Source organism: Arthrobacter zhaoxinii (assembly GCF_025244925.1).
GTDB lineage: Bacteria > Actinomycetota > Actinomycetes > Actinomycetales > Micrococcaceae > Arthrobacter_B > Arthrobacter_B zhaoxinii.
Genome location: NZ_CP104275.1, coordinates 2,389,243 through 2,407,604 on the forward strand (window position 1 = coordinate 2,389,243; position 18,362 = coordinate 2,407,604).

The 18,362-nt window shown below is 67.0% G+C and carries 17 protein-coding genes and 1 tRNA gene; 10 read left to right on the forward strand and 8 right to left on the reverse strand.

The genetic code is table 11. From position 1 onward, the window contains the following. Positions 1 to 147: 147 nt before the first annotated feature. On the reverse strand, positions 148 to 1,779 hold the full coding sequence (locus N2K95_RS11180; protein ID WP_260651611.1) for an HNH endonuclease: 1,632 nt from the start codon (positions 1,777 to 1,779) through the stop codon (positions 148 to 150). A 397-nt stretch (positions 1,780 to 2,176) separates the two neighbouring features. Here N2K95_RS11180 and N2K95_RS11185 point away from each other — a divergent pair. After that, positions 2,177 to 2,249, forward strand: a tRNA-Arg gene (locus N2K95_RS11185). Between the two features lie 144 nt (positions 2,250 to 2,393). Here N2K95_RS11185 and N2K95_RS11190 read toward each other — a convergent pair. After that, the gene (locus N2K95_RS11190) at positions 2,394 to 2,990 is read right to left on the reverse strand and encodes a DUF6176 family protein (RefSeq protein ID WP_260651612.1); all 597 of its coding nucleotides are present in this window, start codon (positions 2,988 to 2,990) and stop codon (positions 2,394 to 2,396) included. A gap of 172 nt (positions 2,991 to 3,162) precedes the next feature. Between N2K95_RS11190 and N2K95_RS11195 the strand changes: the two genes are divergently transcribed. The 6 genes from N2K95_RS11195 (at position 3,163) to N2K95_RS11220 (ending at position 8,655) form a co-directional block, all read left to right on the forward strand. Further along, the gene (locus tag N2K95_RS11195) at positions 3,163 to 3,741 is read left to right on the forward strand and encodes a TetR/AcrR family transcriptional regulator (protein WP_260651613.1); all 579 of its coding nucleotides are present in this window, start codon (positions 3,163 to 3,165) and stop codon (positions 3,739 to 3,741) included. Positions 3,742 to 3,847: 106 nt separating this feature from the next. Next, the gene (locus N2K95_RS11200; protein WP_260651614.1) at positions 3,848 to 4,633 is read left to right on the forward strand and encodes an ABC transporter ATP-binding protein; all 786 of its coding nucleotides are present in this window, start codon (positions 3,848 to 3,850) and stop codon (positions 4,631 to 4,633) included. Next, complete coding sequence (locus N2K95_RS11205) at positions 4,630 to 5,376, forward strand: ABC transporter ATP-binding protein (RefSeq protein ID WP_260651615.1); 747 nt, start codon at positions 4,630 to 4,632, stop codon at positions 5,374 to 5,376. The genes N2K95_RS11200 and N2K95_RS11205 overlap by 4 nt, the downstream gene beginning before the upstream one ends. Further along, complete coding sequence (locus tag N2K95_RS11210; protein WP_260651616.1) at positions 5,376 to 6,254, forward strand: branched-chain amino acid ABC transporter permease; 879 nt, start codon at positions 5,376 to 5,378, stop codon at positions 6,252 to 6,254. Before N2K95_RS11205 ends, N2K95_RS11210 begins: the two co-directional genes overlap by 1 nt. Continuing rightward, entirely contained in the window at positions 6,251 to 7,378 is a 1,128-nt protein-coding gene (locus tag N2K95_RS11215) for a branched-chain amino acid ABC transporter permease (protein WP_260651617.1), read from the forward strand. Before N2K95_RS11210 ends, N2K95_RS11215 begins: the two co-directional genes overlap by 4 nt. After that, positions 7,378 to 8,655, forward strand: coding sequence for an ABC transporter substrate-binding protein (locus N2K95_RS11220; RefSeq protein ID WP_260651618.1), 1,278 nt, complete (start codon positions 7,378 to 7,380; stop codon positions 8,653 to 8,655). Before N2K95_RS11215 ends, N2K95_RS11220 begins: the two co-directional genes overlap by 1 nt. A gap of 103 nt (positions 8,656 to 8,758) precedes the next feature. Here the strand turns inward: N2K95_RS11220 and N2K95_RS11225 are convergent, their stop codons facing one another. From N2K95_RS11225 to N2K95_RS11235, 3 genes are all read right to left on the reverse strand, one after another. Continuing rightward, a complete protein-coding gene (locus N2K95_RS11225) occupies positions 8,759 to 9,211 on the reverse strand; it encodes a MaoC family dehydratase (protein ID WP_260651619.1) in 453 nt (150 codons plus the stop codon). Between the two features lie 2 nt (positions 9,212 to 9,213). Continuing rightward, complete coding sequence (gene fabG / locus N2K95_RS11230; RefSeq protein ID WP_255790050.1) at positions 9,214 to 9,987, reverse strand: 3-oxoacyl-ACP reductase FabG; 774 nt, start codon at positions 9,985 to 9,987, stop codon at positions 9,214 to 9,216. A gap of 116 nt (positions 9,988 to 10,103) precedes the next feature. After that, entirely contained in the window at positions 10,104 to 11,078 is a 975-nt protein-coding gene (locus N2K95_RS11235) for a GlxA family transcriptional regulator (RefSeq protein WP_260651620.1), read from the reverse strand. A gap of 92 nt (positions 11,079 to 11,170) precedes the next feature. Here N2K95_RS11235 and N2K95_RS11240 point away from each other — a divergent pair, with 92 nt between their 5' ends. The 3 genes from N2K95_RS11240 to hrpA all read left to right on the forward strand — a co-directional run bounded on the left by N2K95_RS11240 (position 11,171) and on the right by hrpA (position 16,299). Continuing rightward, the gene (locus tag N2K95_RS11240; protein ID WP_260651621.1) at positions 11,171 to 11,314 is read left to right on the forward strand and encodes a hypothetical protein; all 144 of its coding nucleotides are present in this window, start codon (positions 11,171 to 11,173) and stop codon (positions 11,312 to 11,314) included. Between the two features lie 67 nt (positions 11,315 to 11,381). After that, on the forward strand, positions 11,382 to 12,380 hold the full coding sequence (locus N2K95_RS11245) for a helix-turn-helix transcriptional regulator (protein ID WP_255790051.1): 999 nt from the start codon (positions 11,382 to 11,384) through the stop codon (positions 12,378 to 12,380). A gap of 13 nt (positions 12,381 to 12,393) precedes the next feature. Next, positions 12,394 to 16,299: an ATP-dependent RNA helicase HrpA gene (hrpA, locus tag N2K95_RS11250; RefSeq protein ID WP_260651622.1), complete on the forward strand. Its 3,906-nt coding sequence runs from the start codon at positions 12,394 to 12,396 to the stop codon at positions 16,297 to 16,299. Here hrpA and N2K95_RS11255 read toward each other — a convergent pair. The 3 genes from N2K95_RS11255 to N2K95_RS11265 all read right to left on the reverse strand — a co-directional run bounded on the left by N2K95_RS11255 (position 16,296) and on the right by N2K95_RS11265 (position 18,343). Continuing rightward, complete coding sequence (locus N2K95_RS11255; protein WP_260651623.1) at positions 16,296 to 16,724, reverse strand: HIT family protein; 429 nt, start codon at positions 16,722 to 16,724, stop codon at positions 16,296 to 16,298. The genes hrpA and N2K95_RS11255 overlap by 4 nt on opposite strands. A gap of 93 nt (positions 16,725 to 16,817) precedes the next feature. After that, entirely contained in the window at positions 16,818 to 17,684 is an 867-nt protein-coding gene (locus N2K95_RS11260) for a sulfurtransferase (RefSeq protein ID WP_260651624.1), read from the reverse strand. Further along, positions 17,684 to 18,343, reverse strand: a complete 660-nt coding sequence (locus N2K95_RS11265; RefSeq protein ID WP_260651625.1) for an MBL fold metallo-hydrolase — start codon at positions 18,341 to 18,343, stop codon at positions 17,684 to 17,686. Before N2K95_RS11265 ends, N2K95_RS11260 begins: the two co-directional genes overlap by 1 nt. Positions 18,344 to 18,362: the final 19 nt, after the last annotated feature.

Consider the following 18,362-nt stretch of genomic DNA (forward strand, 5'->3'; position numbering starts at 1 on the left):
CACCTGCACCCCTCCTGCTCCTGCTCCTGCTCCTGCTGGGATTGCTGTCGCTTCGACCAGCTAACCTCGGAACACCTGTGCGGAACGGAGCAGAATGGCGGTCTCGGATTCCGGCAAGGCCGCGCAGTATGGGTTTGTCAGGCGCGGTCAGAATGGCGGTGCGGTTTCCTGCCGGAGTTCGGTTTCCTTATGGTTCGCCCGTCCCTGATCCTTTCGCGGGTCCTGCGCCGTTTCCGGTGGTCCGAGTTCCAGGAAGGGTTCTGTCCGGTAGACGCGTCCGGTCGGTGAAGTCCACTCGATAACCCCCGGTGTGGGTTGAGAGGCCTTCCAGTAACCGAGTGTCTTGAACCGGTGGTGCCTGCGGCAGAGGTGTTCCAGGTTTCCGTGGTCGGTGGGACCGCCTCGTGCCCAGTCGATGGTGTGGTCAATGTCCGCGTTCGCGGTGCTGACCCGGCAGCCGGGGAACCTGCAGGTTCCGTCCCTTGCGCGCAGCCAGCGTCGGAGCCCGGCCGGTACCTTTCTGCGTCGTCCCACCCCGAGAATTTCTCCTGACCGTGGATCCTGCGAAAGGCCGGTCCAACCGACGGCGTTTCGGGCCAGCCTGCGGGCCGCTTCAGCGCTGATGGGTCCGTAACCGTGCAGTTCGGCCGGCCGATCGTCGACTCCAAAAAGGGTTTCGGCGTTGATCAAGACCATGAGCTCAGCCCGGGGCACGACTCCGGCGTCATCGCAGTCGGTCCTGCTGGCGCTTGCCTTCTCTGCTCTGCCATCGCCGTCAGATGTATTGCTGACACGAGTTGAGCCGAGGCCACCCATCAGCAGCTGCGCGAGAATGTCCGCACGCAGCTGGTCCGTGGACCGGGAATCCCCGGCGGTCTGTTCGCCCCGGGCTGCGGTGCTGAGCGTCGTGTATATCTGCTGGGCTTCTTCGGCCCGCAGGTGGGCGGAGAGACAGGACATGCCGTCCTCTTCCCGGTCCAGGGTGACCTTGCGCTGCTCGAACGCGGTCAAGTGCCGCTTGGTGATGGTCTCCGGATACTGTTTTTCTCGCAGCCGTCGGGCCTTGGCGGAGAACTGGGACCGGGTCTGACCCTCCGCCGCCTTCAACAGGTCCGTTTCGAATTCCGGGAGCTCTTCGGCGGGATCGTTTTGGCACTGATCCAGTACGACCTGAGCGTGCTGGTAGGACAACCGTCCCTCTTCCAGACCTGTCAGTGTGGCGGCATGGGTCCCGCACAGCATTCCCGCTTCGAACATCAGGCGCTGGGCAGTGACCTGCGGGACGTTCAGGATGGCTGCACATTCGGAAGCCGCGAGGGTGAACGCCAGCCCCGGTTCGATCCGCTCGGAAGCGGCATACCTGTCGTCCTGGAAGAGCTCCTGCATCCGGTTGATTAGGCGGGCCTCCTGTGCCTGCACCCAGGACATCGCATGCGCCATCCGGGACAGAGCTTCACCGACCATCTGCTCGTCAAAGGCTTCAAGGTTCTGCAGGGCCAGCGCGCCGGTAAAACCGTCCGGATATCCTTCGGCAGGGCTTTCACCCTCGGAAGGGGCCGCTGTGGCGGCTCCGGAATCGGGGTCGGAGGCTGAAGCTCCGGCAGGGGCAGGGGCGGCAGGTGCAGGCCCTCCCTCAGGAATGGGATTGTCGGCTGACGGGGTGCCGGCCTCGGTGTCCTTCTTGGGAGCGGTGCGAGCTCCGGAATCAGCTGGCCCGGCAACGGATGTGTCCGTGTCAGTAGTTCCGACGGGTTCGGCAGTCAGTTCCGCCCGGTACACCGACAAAGAGCAGGCCCCACGCGGCGTATCTGCTTCACCAGTCTGCCCGGTTGGCTGCTGGTCTTCCCTAGCTGGTTCTTCGGTTGTCCGTCCGGTGTTCCCGAGCTGATCCATACCCACAGGATTTCACCCGGCACTGACATTTCCGGGCCAAAAACAGCCCCAAAACGTCCCCTCGCAAAACCTTAAATACCTGTCTTTCTCACGCCACTACCTGTCCGCATAAACGGGCACCCAGAACCGCTTTTCGGGCGACGCAGTTCAAGGCTTCGGGAAAGGCCCAGGGGGAACACACCAGGTGCACCGCTTGTCCGCCTGCACATGGGTTTTCCCCGCCCGGCCGAAACCTGCTAAGCTTCTTGAGTCCCACAGGACCTGCCGGTTTACCGGTGTCCTTGCCCTCGTAGCTCAGGGGATAGAGCGGTTGCCTCCGGAGCAACAGGCCGTAGGTTCGAATCCTATCGAGGGCACGTCGAGACACCATAAGAACCCCACACCGATTCGTCGGTGCGGGGTTCTTTTGTTTACCCCGTTGTTATCCGGAGTCGCCGGCTCCACGTCGCCGAGTCCGCGTGTCAGCTGTCCGCGACGGTAACGCGCAGCCCAGTCCACCCCTAGCCCGCGGGAGCGGCCCCACCCGCGCCACCCGTGGTAGCACCCGCGCCACCAGCGTTACCCCCGGGAGTGGCACCACCCGCGCCATCGGCACCACCCCCGGAAGCACCGGCGCCACCCGCCCCACCAGCGCCCCCGACACCAGTCGCACCCCCGGAACCGGCAGCGCCCTCGACGGCGGCACGCACCTCTGGCGGGCAAAGGAAAAACCGCGGCTGCAGCTCCTCCCACCCCGGATGCTTGGTTTTCTTTCCGTACTCCAAATGTGCCTGGTCCAGCGGGTTGTCGGGAACGAGCCCGGGACTGGCATCCCCCATCAGCTGGAAGTGGTACATCCACCAGGATCCGTCCGCTTCCTGGTTCAGGAAGGTGGCTTCCAGCGCCATCAGTTCGCGGCCCAGAGTTGCCAGGCATTCGTCATAGCGCGAGTGCAGCATCGCCATCCAGTCGTCGAACAAGGACTCACGGGAATCCAGCAGCCGTGCCCTGCTCAGCTCCATCCGCATGCCCGCAGGCACCGACGCGGGCATGGGCCAGGCGGGGAAATCCGGAGCGGACGGCACGAACGGGAGAGACGGATATGTGGGTGAGGTCATGCCCACGACGGTAGCGGAACCCACGAGAGCCGACTTCCACGCCCCGCCGGAATTCTTTCCGCAAAACCCTTGCGCGGGCTGCCCCCTCCCGGGTTATGGTGTTCGCACATACCAACCGGTCGGTTCCCGCACCGGCTCAGGCTCCACCACGAGAAACCCGGACACCAGCCGCATGAAGACCCTGAACATCAAGGAAGAACTCACACGGACTTCCGTGGAGCTCTTCGCGCGGCAGGGCTACGCAAAGACCAGCGTGCAGCAGATCGTGGATGCAGCCGGCGTGACGAAGGGGGCGCTCTATCACTACTTCAATTCCAAGGATGACCTGCTCTTCGACATCTATGACCGCATCCTGACGCTGCAGCGCGAGCACCTGACCGAGATTATCGGGCGGGGGCTGCCGGCAGTTGAAACCATGCGTCTGGTCTGCGAGGACGTGGTCATGACGTCCATCGACTGGATCCGCGAAGGATCAGTGTTCTTCCGCTCCCAGCACATGCTCAGCGAGGACCGCCAGGAGGAAGTGAAACGCCGGCGACGCGAATACAACGATACGTTCACCGCCCTCCTCGTTCGCGGCCAGAACGACGGCGTCTTCCGCACGGATCTGCCGATCCCCGTGCTGGCTGCCAATTTCTTTTCCGACCCGCACTATCTCTCGTACTGGTACTCCCCCGGCGGGTCGATCAGCCGCGAACAGGCGGCTGCTCAGCTGACCGAGCTCTACCTGGCCGGACTGCAGGCAAAGTAACCACCACCGCACCTCCTTCACTACCCGCACCACCGCACCTCCCGCACTACCGCAATACCGCACCACGCGCCGTATTCAAGGTAAGAGCAGAGACGATGGAGTACTCATGCAGGAGCAACATACCGACCGGTCGGAACCACCACGTCTGCGGCTGGACGGAATCACGGTCCGGTTCGGGGGCCTTACCGCCCTCGATTCCGTGTCCCTGGAGATCCCGGCCGGCGGAATCGTGGGAATCATGGGCCCCAACGGGGCAGGGAAGACCACCCTCTTCAACGTGATCTGCGGAGTCTTCCCGCCCGCGGAGGGAAGACTTCAGCTGGACGGACACGGGTTCACTCCGAAACCGCACCGCCTGACCCGCTCCGGAGTGGCACGCACCCTGCAGGGGCTCGGCCTGTTCCCCGGCCTGACGGTGCTGCAGAACGTCACGGCAGGGTTGGCAGCCGGCTCACGCAGCGGACTCGACCTCCTGGCCCTGCCCGGTTCCGTCCGGAGAGAAGCCCGGCTCGCAGAACGTGCCATGGAAGCGCTGGAGGCACTCGGCGTCGCCCGCTATGCCCCGGCCCTCCCGGACACCCTGCCCTACGGCATCCGCAAGAAGGTGGCCCTGGCCCGTGCCCTGGTGAGCGAACCGAAGCTGCTGCTGCTGGATGAACCGGCCGGCGGACTGGGCCACGACGACATCGAGGAACTGGCAGCGATCATCCGCACCGTACCCGGGGACGGATGCTCGGTGGTGCTGGTGGAACACCACGTGGACCTGGTCATGGAGGTCTGCGACCGCATTGCCGTGCTGGATTTCGGCCGCCTGATCGCCGAAGGCACGCCTGCCGAAATCGGAGCCGATCCCGCCGTCGCTGATGCCTATCTAGGGGTTGAGGTGGCATGACCGGCGGACTGGTACTGGAAGGCGTCACCGCCGGCTACGGAGCCGTCCACGTGCTCCATGACATTGACCTTGCCGTGGCGGACGGATCCATCACCGCGGTAGTCGGAGCCAACGGTGCCGGCAAGACCACCCTCCTGCGCACCATCACCGGCCAGCTGCGGCCCTCGGCCGGAAGCATCCGCCTCACCGGCGGAGCCGGCGGAAAGGGTGGAACGGACGGAACGGACCTGACCCGGGTGCCGGTCGAGGACATGGTGCGCCACGGCGTCGCGCTGGTGCCTGAGGGCCGGGGCGTCATCACCGAACTGACAGTGGAGGAAAACCTGCGCCTGGGCGGACTGTGGCGGAAGGACCGCAGGGCAGCCGCCGAGGTGCTCACCCAGATGTACGAGCTCTTCGAGCCCCTCGCCCGGCGCCGGAAGGCTGCCGGACACCAGCTCTCCGGCGGCGAGCGCCAGATGCTGGCGCTGGGACGGGCCCTGATGGCGGCACCTGCACTCCTGCTCCTCGATGAGCCTTCGCTGGGGCTGGCCCCCAAGGTGACGGCATCGATCCTGGGCATGCTCCGCCGCCTCCGTGACGACACCGGGCTGACCGTCCTGCTGATCGAGCAGAACGTCCGCAGCGCGCTCGCCGTCGCGGACCACGGAGTCGTCCTTAACCTGGGCCGCGTTGTCGCCTCACGTCCGGCGGCCGAGCTGGCCGAAGACACCGACCTCCGCCACACCTACCTGGGGTTCTAATGGACAGATTCCTCTTCCTGACCTTTGACGGCCTCGCCCGCGGCGCCGTCCTCGCGGCCTTCGCGCTTTCGCTGGTCCTGATCTGGCGTGCAGCCCGGATCGTGAACTTCGCGCAGGGCGCGATGGCAGTGGCTGCCACCTACATCGCCTTCACCGTCACCGCACTCACCGGCAGCTACTGGGCAGGACTCGCCGCTGCCCTTGTTGCGGGTTTCCTTATCGGTGCCCTGGTGGAACGCGGCGTGATGCGCTTCGTGGGCAACAGCTCCGCGTTGAACCCGGTGATTGCCGGTCTGGGACTGCTGATGCTGATCCAGGCCGTCCTGGGCATGGTGTTCGGAAACAACTACCGGACCATGGTGACCCCGTTCAGCTCGGACCCGGTGGAAAGCTTCGGCATTACCGTCTTCTCCTCCTATGACCTCTTTGTGTTCGCCTGCATAGCGGTGCTGGTGGGCGGCCTGGTCCTGCTGTTCACGAAGACTCCCCTCGGGCTGCGGCTGCGGGCCTCCGCCTTCGCCCCTGACCTGGCACGGCTCCTCGGGGTGCGGACCTCGCGGATGCTCACCCTGGGCTGGGCTATGTCCTCGGCCCTCGGGGCACTCGCCGCCCTGCTGGTCATCCCCACGGAACTCGGACTCAACCCGCACGCGGCGGACGCGGTCTTTGTCTACGCGTTCACCGTGGCCGTTATCGGCGGTCTGGACTCCCCCGCCGGCGCCGTCCTGGGCGGGCTGGCCGTCGGCGTGCTGCTCAGCTGGGTCAGCGGCTACTGGGGTGCAACCCTGGCGCCGATCGCCATCCTGGTCCTCCTGCTGGCCGTGCTGCTGATCCGCCCCGGTGGAATCTTCTCAATGGCTAAGGAGCGCACGGTATGAGCGTTATGAAGCGGTACCTTCTGGCTGCCGCGGCAGCGGTGATCCTGATCGGCCTCACGTTCGTCGTCCCCTCGTTCACCTCCTACCAGCTGGCGACTGTCTGCGCCTATCTGTGCGGCATTGCCGGACTCACCCTGCTGACGGGCGCCGGCGGCCAGCTCTCCCTCGGACAGGCAGCCCTCATGGCCGCCGGTGCCTACAGCTACGCGCTTACTGCCAATTCGATGGCCGACGCCGGCACGGAAGGAACGCTGCTGCTCCTGGTGCCGCTGGCCGCAGCGGTCCTCGGTGCCGCCGTCCTCGGCCTGGTCATCGGCCTGGCTGCCGGCCGGCTCCACGGGCCCTACCTCGCCGGCTTCACCATGGCACTGGTCGTGGCACTGCCCGCGGTCACCAGCACCTTCTCCTCGGTGCTCGGCGGTGACCAGGGCCTGTGGATCACCGTGGAGAAACGCCCGACGGCGCTGCGCGGCACCGTGTCGAACGAGGCCTGGCAGGCGTGGCTCGCCGTCGTCTGCTCCGTCCTGGTCCTGACCCTGCTGGCGAACCTGCTGCACGGCCGCTTCGGCCGCCACCTGCGGGCCGTACGGGACAACCCCGTGGCGGCAGCACTGGCCGGCATCAACCCCGCCCGGACCAAGGTCACCGCGTTTGTCATCAGCTCGGCCGCGGCGGGCATGGGCGGCGGACTGCTGGCTTACACCACGCAGAGCGCCAGCCCCGGTGCGTATTCCCTGGTGTTCTCCCTGTTCCTGCTGATGGCCGCCGTCGTCGGCGGTATCGGTTCCCTGACCGGCGCCGTCTGGGGAGCCCTGCTCCTGGTTGCGCTGCCGCACCTGATCAGCACCGCCACGGCCCGGCTCGAACTATCCGCGGACCTGGCCCAGCGGCTGGACGGCAACCTTGCCGTGGCCATCTTCGGACTGGTCCTGATCCTCGTGGTGCTGCTTGCGCCGCAGGGCATCCAGGGCCTGCTGGTACGGATCGGCCGCCGGCTGCGGCCGGCCCGTGCCGTCTCCCCTCCGCTTTCGTCCCCGAAACCCGCACCACCGTCAACAGCAACACCACCAACCCGGATACCCGCCCGGCACGGGCAGCTACCGGCAACCCCGAAAGGTCAATGATGATCCGTTCCAAGCTCCGACTGGGTACCGCCGTCCTTGCAGCTGCAGCCCTCGGCCTGGCCTCCTGTGCCGCTCCGGATGAAGGGGGCGAGGCCGCCGCGGAGGATGTACCCGGGATTACCGACACCACCGTCACGGTAGGCACGCACCAGCCGCTGACCGGACCGGCAGCCGCCGGTTACTCCACCATTTCGCCGGCCACCAAGGCGTACTTCGACTACGTCAATGACAACGGCGGCGTCAACGGCCGGACCATCGAGTACATCGTGAAGGACGACGGCTACAACCCGGCCAACACCCAGACCGCAGTCCGCGAAATGGTGCTGCAGGACGAAGTCTTTGCCCTGGTGGGCGGACTCGGCACCCCGCCGCACAGCGCAGTCCTGGATTTCGTCAACGACAACGAGGTGCCGGACCTCTTCGTTGCCTCCGGCAGCCCCACCTGGAACCAGCCGGAGGACTACCCCTACACCTACGGTTTCATGGTGGACTACCCCACCGAATCACGGATCCTGGCCACCTACGCGCAGGAAGAATTCCCGGACAAGACCTACTGCTTCTTCGGCCAGGATGACGACTTCGGCGAGGAGTTCCAGGCCGGCCTGGAAGCGGTGCTCGGGGAAGACGGGCTCGCAGATGCCCAGGTCTACTCCACGGCGAACACCGATATCGCCGCGCAGATCAGCTCCATGAAGGAAGCCGGCTGCGAGGTCAACTTCCTCGCCACCATCAACGGCTTCAGCGCCCAGGCTGTGGGGACCGCCGCGAAACTCGGGTATTTCCCGCAGTGGATGGCGTCCTCCGCCGGCGGCGACTTCAACACCCTGTCCGGCTATCTGGGCGAGAACACCAACAAGCTGCTGCAGGGCTTCGTCAGCGCCAACTACCTCCCCGCCTACTCGGACACGGAGGACGAATGGACCGCACAGTTCTCCGAGATCAACGAGGAATACAACGCCGGAGCACCTTTTGACGGCAACACGATCTTCGGAATGTCCATCGGCTACCTCTTGGTCGAGGCATTGAAGGAAGCCGGGGAGAACCCCACCCGCGAGTCCCTGATGGAAGCACTCGAGTCCGGGAACGTCACCGGCAACGGCCACACACCGCTGGGGTTCGGCGAGGACAGCCACCGCGGATACACCGGAGCCATGCTGACCCGGGTGGACAACGGCGTGCAGTCCTACTTCGGCACCCCGTACGTCGTCACCGGCGAAGAGGTCGAGGAATACACCGAGGAACGGCCGGCCATGCCGGCCGACGGCCTGCCTGAGTAACCTCTGCAGCCCAAACCTGGCCGCTCACAACGAGGGCCCGTCCCACCGGACGGGCCCTTGTTCTGTAGCCGGGGTGTGCAACGGGTTGCGTAGCCGGGTGCCGCTACTCGAACACGTACAGCGAAATGGACTCCGCGACGGCGGCAGGCTTCTCCACACCCTCAATCTCAATGGTGACGAGGAGCGTGACCCGCACTCCCCGGGGCACTGTCTGAACCGACACGATTTCCGACCGTGCACGGACACGGCTGTCCACCGGCACGGGATGGGGGAAACGCACCCGGTCCAGCCCGTAGTTCACTCCCATCACCATGCCGTCCACCCGGAACCGGCCGGAGGCGAGCGCCGGAAGAAGGGCCAGGCTGAGATACCCGTGCGCGATGGTGCCGCCGAACGGGCCCTTCGCGGCCCGTTCGGGGTCCACATGGATCCACTGGTGGTCATCGGTGGCGTCGGCAAACCGGTTGATGCGGTCCTGGTCAATGAGGACCCACTCGCTGGTCTCCACCCGGCCCACAGCACCGGCAAGCTTTTCAACCGAGCTGAAGCGGGCCACCGCTAGGCCTTCGGTCCGCCGGCAACATAGAGCACCTGTCCGGAAACGAACGAGGCCTCCTCCCGGGCGAAGAAGGACGCCGCAGCGGCAATGTCCGCCGGGGTCCCGGCCCGGCCCACGGGAATCTCCTTCGCCGCATGTGCCACGAAGTCCTCGAACGGCACCCCGACGCGTTCCGCCGTCGCCCGCGTCATATCGGTGGAGATGAAGCCGGGCGCAATCGCGTTGACGGTGACGTTGTACCGGCCCAGCTCAATCGCGAGCGTCTTGGTGAAACCCTGGATGCCGGCCTTGGCTGCGGCATAGTTGGCCTGGCCCCGGTTGCCGAGGGCGGAAGTGCTGGACAGGTTGATGATGCGTCCCCACTTCTGCTGCACCTGGTGGGCCTGCACGGCACGGCTCATGAGGAACGCCCCGCGCAGGTGCACACCCATCACGGCGTCCCAGTCCGTGTCCGTCATTTTGAACAGCAGGTTGTCCCGGAGGATGCCGGCGTTGTTGACCAGGATGGTGGGCGCGCCGAGCTCCCCGGCAATCCGGGCCACTGCCTGTTCGACGGCGGCAGCATCGGCTACGTCCGCGCCGACACCCACGGCCTTGCCGCCGGAGTTGTTGATCGCCTCGACGGTGGCGGCCGTGTCCTCCTCCCGCAGGTCAAGGACGGCAACGCGGTGTCCGTCCGCTGCGAGCCGCAGGGCAACCGCGGCGCCGATCCCGCGTCCTGCTCCGGTGACGACGGCGGTGCGCTGGTCATACGGTGCTGGTACCTCGGTCATGTCTCTCCTGCCGGTGGCGGCAGCCCACTGACTGTGTGCTGCGTCTCTGTCGCCGAGGGTACCGACCGGACGGTACGGGCGCAACGAGGGGACGGAAGGTTGCCCCGGGAAGGTACTTAGCGGGACATCCGCGCAGCCCCGCCGCGGAAGGTCCTGCGGTAGGCCGCCGGGCTCGCTCCTACGTCCCGGTGGAAGTGGTGGCGCAGCAGTTCCGCCTGGCCGAATCCGGCGGCCCGTGCCACCTCTTCAATGGTGAGGTCCGTGTCCTCCAGCAGTTCCTGCGCATACAGCACCCGCTGTGCGTTGATCCATGCGGCCGGAGTGGCGCCGGTTTCGGCCCGGAAGCGGCGGGCGAAGGTCCGCGGTGACATGGCGGCCCGGGAGGCGAGGTCCTTCACGCTGTGCTCCTGCGCCAGATGTTCCCCGAGCCATTCCAGCACCGGCTCCAGGGTTCCGTACGCACCGTCCGGCACGGCCCGGTCGATGAACTGGGCCTGTCCGCCGTCCCGGTGGGGCGGTACCACCATGTCGCGGGCAATGGCCGCGGCGGTTTTGGCCCCGAGTTCAACGCGGACCAGATGCAGGGCCGCGTCAATGCCTGCAGCAGTACCCGCACTGGTGATGATCTTCCCGTCCTGGACGTACAGCACATCGGCATCCACCTGGATTGCCGGGTAACGGGCTGCCAGCTCCGCCGAGTACATCCAGTGGGTCGTCGCCCGGCGTCCGTCCAGCAGGCCGGCCTCGGCAAGGCGGAAGGCCCCCGTGCAGATGCTCATCACCCAGGCACCCCGCAGCAGGGCACTGCGCAGCACCTCCAGGACCCGGGGATCGGTTTCCGCCTCGTAGTCCCCCGCGGGAGCCATCACCACAAGGTCCGCATCCGCCGCTGCCTCCAGCCCGGCGCCCACCGTGATGCTGAACCCGGTCTTGGTGGACACCAGGCCGGGCTCCGGAGTGCACAGCCGGAAATCGAAAGCAGGGACTCCCCCGCCCCGCTGCGAGCGGTCGATGCCGAACACCTCGACCAACACGCTGAACTCGAACGGCGCCACACCGTCCAGGACTATGACCGCCACGGATTGAAGCATGCCCCCAGCATGCTCCTCCGGTGGCAGGATTTCTACGGTAATGGGCATTTCTGCCACTTATGCTCCTGCTGGTCCGGCACCAGCATGGAGTCATGATGACTTTGCTCCTGATTCTCGCCGCAGCGGCTCTCTTCACGCTGGTCCTCGGAGCCACCCTCCGTTCCCTGCTCCGTGACGGCCACGGCCATCTGCCCGGCATCCCGTCCCACCGCTCCTGGGACGGATCGGCATTCTGACCCGGCCGGCCGGATTAGTTCCCCATCAGGACAGCTTTCGTCCTGATGGGCGCGTAGCTTGGATTCCATGTTGGAGACATCCGCACGGCTCCTGCAGCTGCTTTCGCTGCTGCAGCTGAGGCGCGAGTGGACCGGCGCGGCGCTCGCGGAGCGGCTCTCCATCACCGAACGGACGGTCCGCCGGGACATCGGCAAGCTGCGCACCCTCGGATATCCCATCTCCGCGTCCCCGGGCATTGCCGGCGGCTACCAGCTCGGTGCCGGCGCACAGCTGCCGCCGCTGCTGCTCGACGACGACGAGGCCCTCGCCGTCGCACTGGGCCTCACCGCGGTGGCCACAGGACCGGTGACGGGAATCGGGGAAGCCTCGGTGCGGGCACTGGCGAAGCTGGAGCAGGTCCTGCCCGGGCGCCTCCGGCCCCAGTTTTCGGCCCTGCGGCAGTCGGTGTCCACCCTGTCCGGCCCGCCGGGGGGCGTGGACCCGGAAATCCTCACCGCGTTTTCTGCCGGCATCACCGAGCACAGGGTGGTGAGTTTCCGTTACACCGCGGCCGACGGCGGCTCCGGCCGGCGCCTGGTGGAGCCCTACCGGCTGGTCAGCACCGGGCGGCGCTGGTACGCCGTCGCGTGGGACCTGGACCGCGCCGACTGGCGGACCTTCCGGGTGGACCGCTGCACCAGCACGCCCGCGCAGCGCGAGCGGTTCACACCCCGGCCCCTGCCGGCCCGGGACCTGGCCGTTTACGTCCAGGAATCCATTACCCGCAACCCCTACCGCTATACCGTGGTGGTGCGGCTGGCCGCCCCGCTGGCTGCGGTTGCCGAACAGGTGCCGCCTGACGTAGCCAGTGTCGAAGCCGACGGCCCCGGGCACACCATCGTGCGCGGCGGCTGGGATTCCCTGGACCTGCCCCTGATCACCCTGACCACCTGGGGCGTGCCCTTCGAAATCATCGACCCCCCGGAAATGCGCGAGCGGGCCCGCCGTGCCGCCTCCCTGCTGCAGCACGCCGTCGAAATCCCGCCCACGGCGGAATCCGGAAAGACCGTCCGGCCAAGCCACTAGACTGGTGGCAATCATGGCACTGACAATTTCCTATCCCGAACAGCTGCCCGTTTCCGAGCGCCGCGAAGACATCATGGCAGCGATTGCCGCCAACCAGGTCACCGTCATCGCCGGCGAAACCGGCTCCGGAAAAACCACGCAGATTCCGAAGATGTGCCTGGAACTCGGTCTGGCCGAAAACGGGCTGATCGGGCACACCCAGCCCCGGCGCCTGGCCGCGCGCACCGTGGCCGAGCGGATCGCCTCCGAGCTCGACGTCGAACTCGGCGAGGAAGTGGGCTTCCAGGTCCGCTTTACCGGGGAAACCGGCCGGAAGACGAAGGTCAAGCTGATGACCGACGGCATCCTGCTGGCGGAAATCCGGCACGATCCGATGCTGAAGAAATACAGCACCATCATCATTGACGAGGCCCACGAGCGCAGCCTGAACATCGACTTCATCCTCGGGTACCTGCGCCGGCTGCTGCCGACGCGCCCGGACCTGAAGGTCATCATCACTTCGGCGACCATCGATCCGCAGCGGTTCGCCGAGCACTTCGCCCTCAACGGCACTCCGGCCCCCATCATCGAGGTGTCCGGCCGGACCTTCCCGGTGGAGATCCGCTACCGTCCGCTGAACCAGCCGGCCGACGGCGGCAGCGACGAAGAGGGCATCGAGGACGAGCTCGAAGAGGACCGGGACCCGGTGGACGCCGTCTGCGACGCCGTCGACGAGCTCTCCCGCGAGGCACCCGGCGACGTCCTCGTGTTCTTCTCCGGCGAACGGGAAATCCGCGACGCCGCCGACGCACTGCGTTCCTCCGTCTCCCGCAACCCGCGGCTGGCCAACACCGAGATCCTGCCGCTGTTCGCCCGGCTCTCCCTTGCCGAACAACACAAGGTCTTCTCCCCCGGCCGCAACCGGCGGATCATCCTCGCCACCAACGTGGCCGAGACCTCCCTGACCGTCCCCGGCATCAAGTACGTCATTGATACCGGTACGGCCCGCATCTCGCGCTATTCGCACCGGACCAAGGTCCAGCGGCTGCCCATTGAGCGGATCTCCCAGGCTTCGGCCAACCAGCGTTCGGGACGCTGCGGCCGTGTCTCCGACGGCATCGCGATCCGGCTGTACTCGGCGGAGGACTTCGAGTCCCGGCCGGAATTCACCGATCCCGAAATCCTGCGCACCAATCTGGCCGCCGTGATCCTGCAGATGGCGGCCATGGGCGTGGCCAAGGGACCCAAGGACGTCGCGGATTTCCCGTTCGTCCAGCCCCCGGATTCCAAGGCAATCAACGACGGCGCCGTGCTGCTGCGCGAACTCGGTGCCCTGCATCCCCAGGGCGGTATCACCGAGGTGGGCCGGAAGCTCTCCCAGCTGCCGGTGGACCCCCGGCTGGGCCGGATGATCGTCGAAGCGGGCAACCGCGGCTGCACCAAGGAAGTCATGGTGCTCACGGCCGCCCTGACCATCCAGGATCCGCGCGAACGCCCCTCCAAGGACGATCCGGCCCGGGCCCAGAAGGCCGCGGAAATGCACAAGCGGTTCGTGGACGAGAACTCGGATTTCACCGGGTACCTGAACCTGTGGCGCTATGTGGAGGAAAAGCAGAAGGAACTATCCTCCTCGGCCTTCCGAAGGATGTGCAAAAACGAGTTCCTGAACTTCCTGCGCATCCGCGAATGGCAGGACCTGTTTGCCCAGCTGCGCCAGCTGGCCAAGCCGCTGGGGATCACGCTTGCCCCCGAGCCGGTGGACCCCGTGGGCAAGTACCGGGAAATCCACATGTCCCTGCTGGCCGGACTGCTCAGCCACATCGGCCTCTACGACCAGCGCAAGCGTGAATACACCGGAGCCCGCGGTACACGCTTCGCGGTCTTCCCCGGCTCGGCCCTGTTCAAGAAGTCCCCGGACTGGGTGATGGCTGCCGAGCTGGTGGAAACCTCCCGCCTGTGGGCGCGGGTGGCGGCGAAGTTCGATCCGCTCTGGGTGGAGGACGTCGCCGGCCATCTGGTGAAGCGCACCTACAGCGAACCGCACTGGTCCAAGAGCCGCGGGGCCGTGATGGCCTATGAGAAAGTCACCCTCTACGGCGTTCCGGTGGTGCCGCAGCGCAGCATCAACTACGGCCGCATCGACCCCGTGCTGTCCCGCGAAATGTTCATCCGGCATGCCCTGGTGGAGGGCGACTGGCGTACCCACCATAAGTTCTTCCACCGCAACCAGGCCCTGCTGGCCGAGGTTGAGGAGCTGGAGAACCGGGTCCGCCGCCGCGGGCTGCGCGTGGATGACGAAACCCTCTTCGAGTTCTACGACGAGCGGGTGGGCGCCGACGTTGTCTCCGAACGCCACTTCGACAAGTGGTGGAAGCATGCCCGGCACGAGGATCCGGCACTGCTGGACTTCGATCCGGACGCGCTGCGCACCGACGACGCCGAGGGACTCGACGAGAAGGACTTCCCGAAGTCCTTCTTCTACGGTTCCTTCGAGCTGCCGCTGACCTACGAGTTCACTCCCGGCGTGCCCACTGCCAACGACGGCGTCACGGTGGAAGTGCCGGTATTGTTCCTGAACCAGCTCACCCCCGGTCCGTTTGCCTGGCAGATCCCGGGCCTGCGCGCCGAGCTCATTACGGCCCTGATCAAGTCCCTGCCCAAGGCGATCCGGAAGAACTTCGTTCCGGCGCCCGACGTCGCCCGCTCGGCGGCCGCGGCACTGGCCGCTGATTTCGACCCGGCCTCGGACGAGCTGGAGCCGTCCCTGGAACTGGTCCTGCGCCGGCTGAAGGGATCGATCATCCCGCCCGGTTCCTGGAACTGGGATGCCGTCCCGGACCACCTCCGGATGACGTTCACCGTGGTGGATTCCTCCGGCCGGGTGCTGGACGAGGGCAAGGACCTCGCCGCACTGCAGGAGTCCCTCGCTCCGGCCACGCGCCGGGCCATCGCGGAATCCCTTGGCGCCACACCGTCCACTGTGCAGCCGCGCGGACCCAAGGGCCCCAAGGGCAAGGCCTCGGCTGCCGCCAACGGCAACGGTTCCGGCGCCGGCAACGGTTCCTCCGTGGCGGAACGGACCGGGCTGACCGAGTGGAGCATCGGCACCCTGGAGAAGCAGGTGCAGCGGCTGGTGGCCGGGCATACGGTGACCGGATACCCGGCGCTGGTGGACGAGGGCAGCACCGCGGGCGTGCGGATCTTCCAGAGCGCCGGCGAGCAGCAGGCCGCCATGCGTGCCGGTGTCATCCGGCTGTTGGTGCTGCGTGTGCCCAGCCCGGCGAAGTATGTGCTGGAACACCTGAGCAACACCGAGAAGCTGACCTTCAGCCAGAACCCGCACGGAAGTGTGGCTGCGCTGATCGAGGACTGCACCCTGGCCGCGGTGGACAAGCTCACGCCGGAGCAGCTCCCGTGGACGCGGGCCGAGTTCGACGCCCTGTATGAAACCGTGCGGGCCGAACTGATCGACACCGTCTTCAGCGTCACCGCGATCGTGGAGAAGATCCTGGCCAGCACCCGGCGGATCAGCAAGGCCCTGAAGGGCACCACGTCGCTGGCCCTGATCAGTGCCCTGAATGACATCCGGGCGCAGCTCGACGCCCTGGTGTATCCCGGGTTCGTGGCCCGCACGGGCTACGCGCAGCTGATGCACCTGCCCCGGTACCTGGCCGGCATTGAACGCCGCCTGGAGAAACTGCCGGGCAACGTGCAGCGGGACGGGCTGTCCATGGCCGTCATCCACCGTCTCGAGGACGAGTACGACGACGCCGTGGCGGCGCTGGCGCCCGGGCGCGGCACTCCCCCCGAACTGGCGGAGGTCCGCTGGATGATCGAGGAGCTGCGGATCAGCTTCTTTGCGCAGGAACTGGGAACGGCCCGGACCGTTTCGGAGAAACGGATCCGGACCGCCCTGAACTCGGCGCTGGCTCCGGCCTAAGCCTCGGGGACGAAGGCCCCGTGCCCGGCGTCGCGCAGGCCCTGGCGCAGCTTTTCCGCGTTGGCCGCCATCCGCTCGGGATCCGGGTTGGATTCGGCCCGGCTGAAGTCGAAGTCCTGCAGCGAGTTGGCAGGCCAGACGTGCAGGTGAAGGTGGTCCACCTCGAAGCCGGCGATGCTGAGGCCGGCGCGCTCCGAGCCGAAGACGGACACCTGCGCCCGGCCGATGGCCTGGGCCACCGTGGTGAGCTTCTGCATCAGGTCCACCGGTGCGTCCGTCCACTTGTTGATCTCCGCGCGCGGAACCACCAGGGTGTGGCCGTCGCTGAGCGGACCGATGCTGAGGAACGCAACGGCGTCGTCGTCTTTCCAGACGAAATGTCCGGGAATTTCGCCGTTGATGATCCGGGTGAAGAGTGTAGGCATGGGTGCTCCTTCAGGTTGTCCCTTTGATGCGGCGGCGGGCAGGGGTGCCCGCAGCGGCGGAGGAACGGGTCGGCCGGTAAACATGATTCGACGCTACCCCTTTTGCGGCGGGTTTTCGGCCCGGCCCGGATCCGCGCCTACGGCCGCCGGCGTGCCCGGCGTGCTGGACCACTGCGACCAGGAGCCCGGATACAGCGCCGCGGACATGCCCGCATGCGCCAGGGCTGCCACCTCGTGGGCGGCGAAGATGCCCGATCCGCAGTAAGCCGCCACCGGCCGGTCCGGCCGGGCACCCAGGGCCTCGAAGGAGGCGCGCAGCTCAGCAGGGCTGCGGAAGGTACCGTCCGCAGCGAGGTTGTCGGTGGAAGGCCGGTTGACGGCGCCCGGGATATGGCCTGCACGGGGATCCACCGGTTCTGTCTCTCCGCGGTAGCGTTCCGGCGCCCGCGCATCGAGGAGCGTTCCCTCGGCCGCCACCCGGCACACCTCGGGCAGGCCGACCACCGGCATGTGTCCCCAGGACAGGTGTGCCGTCCCGGGCTCCGGTGATACCGGACCGTTTTCCAGCGGCAGTCCGGCCTCACGCCACGCGGCGAGGCCGCCGTCGAGCAGGAACACGTCCTTCTCTCCCGCGTGCCGCAGCAGCCACCAGGCACGGGCCGCGGAGGTGCCGGCGGCGTCGTCGTAAACCACCACCGTGTCGCCGTCGTTCAGGCCCCAGCCGCGGGCGGCCTCGGCGAAGGCGGCAGGATCCGGCAGCGGATGCCGTCCTTCCGCCGGAACGGCGGGCGCCGAGAGTTCGGTATCCATCTCCACGTAGACCGCTCCGGGTAGGTGTCCGCGCAGGTACTTCTCCCTCCCGTCGGCGGCGCCCAGGGTCCAGCGCACGTCCAGCAGGACGGGCGGGCGCGGGGACCGGAGGCGTTCGTGCAGCTGCGCTGCGGAGATCAGGACCGCCATTACAGGTCCACGGTTTCCCCGGCGTCCAGGTGCCGGAACTCGGTGCCGTAGATCTTGCCGAACCGGGTCACGTGCCCCTCGACCATGCCCAGGCCGCGGTCGTTCAGGAGCCCCTCGTGGATGGGGTAGGCACGCTCGGCTCCGGTGGCAATAACGAAGTCGATGACCTCCCCCGCCTTGGACCAGGGTGCGTGGATCGGCACCAGCACGGTCCGCGGCTTCAGGCCGTTGGGGACCACGAAGGAATCCCCCGGGTGGTAGACCCGGCCTTCCACCAGGTAGCCGATGTTGGCCACGACGGGAATCAGCGGATGGATCAGGGCGTGCTGGCCGCCGAAGGACTGGATGCCGAACCCGGCAACGGTGAAGCTGGTGTTGGGTTCGACGTCGTGGATGCGGCCGTCCACCTCCGGCGGGGCTTCGCTGCGAAGGAGTGCCGCGAGGCCCGCCGGGGCGTGAAGCTCCAGCGACGGCTGCTCCTGCATCGCGGCAAGCACCCGCGGACGGTCCAGGTGGTCTGCGTGCTCGTGCGTGATCAGGACGGCGTCCGCATCCTTCAGCGCCGTTTCAACTTCGGAAAAGGTGCCGGGATCCAGCACCAGGACGTGCCCGCCCTGCTCGAACCGGACACAGGAGTGCGTGAACTTCGTCATTTTCATAGCGCCACCCTACTCCGGA